Origin of the sequence: Salinicola salarius, assembly GCF_003206135.1 — a bacterium.
GTDB lineage: Bacteria > Pseudomonadota > Gammaproteobacteria > Pseudomonadales > Halomonadaceae > Salinicola > Salinicola salarius.
The window spans coordinates 1-923 of sequence record NZ_PZJT01000040.1 but is presented as its reverse complement, the minus strand read 5'-3'; the positions used below and the strand labels follow the sequence as shown (position 1 = coordinate 923).

Below are 923 nucleotides of genomic sequence, written 5' to 3'. Positions count from 1 at the left end.
TACGCTTTGTCTGAAAAATAATGTCTTGCTAGCCTTCCTCCATCAGGCTTGGAGGTGTTGTCATGGCAGGACGTTACGAGATTTCCGATCAGGGTTGGGCATTGATTGAAGATATCGTTTCGCCTGGCACCCCCGCTGGGCGTGGACGTCCACGGCGCGATGACCGGCAGATGCTCAACGGCATCTTCTGGATCCTCTGTTCCGGCGCCAAATGGCGGGATCTGCCCGAACGCTTCGGCCCATGGAAAACGGTCTACCAGCGCTTTCGTCAGTGGCGAGATGACGGCACACTCGAACGCATCCTGTCACGCCTTCACCTGAAGCTTCGGGAAGATGGTTACATGGATCTCGATACCTGGATGGTGGACTCCACCTCGATTCGAGCGACTCGCTCTGCCGCTGGTGGCGGTAAAAAAGGGGCTCTGGAGAACTGGTAGGCCATGCGCTTGGACGAAGCCGAGGCGGCCTGACCACCAAGATCCACCTGGTTTGCGATGCTAATGGCGTCCCCCTGAGCTTCCTGCTATCGCCTGGTCAGCATGCCGATTCACGCTATCTCGTTCCTGTCATGGAGCAGATCCGCTTGCCAGGTCATACGGGACGTCCCCGCAAGCGCTGCCGCCATCTGCTGGCCGACCGAGGTTACGATAGTGATCGATTGCGTCGCTACTGCGACCGGTACGGAATACGACCGACGATCCGGCACCGACAGATGCACCGTCGCCCCAAGCCAGGACTACCCCGCCTGTTCGAGCGCCCGCGTTATCGGCGTCGCAATGTGATAGAGCGTCTGTTTGGCTGGATGAAGGAAAAGCGGCGACTTTGTACTCGCTACGACAAGCTGGCAAAAAGTTACCGTGCCATGGTCACGCTGGCCTGCATCGAGCGCTGTTTACGGGTCTATTTTTCAGACAGAGCGTAAT

The 923-nt window shown here is 57.9% G+C and carries 1 protein-coding gene; it reads left to right on the top strand.

What is annotated here, in order from left to right; all coding sequences use genetic code 11:
* The first annotated feature begins 62 nt into the window (after nucleotides 1-62).
* Nucleotides 63-922, top strand: a protein-coding gene (locus DOM32_RS17645) for an IS5 family transposase (protein WP_110637104.1) whose coding sequence is annotated in 2 segments (ribosomal slippage) — nucleotides 63-432 and nucleotides 432-922 — 861 coding nt in all. Because the reading frame shifts where the segments join, the coding sequence is not laid out codon by codon here.
* Nucleotide 923 lies beyond the last annotated feature (1 nt).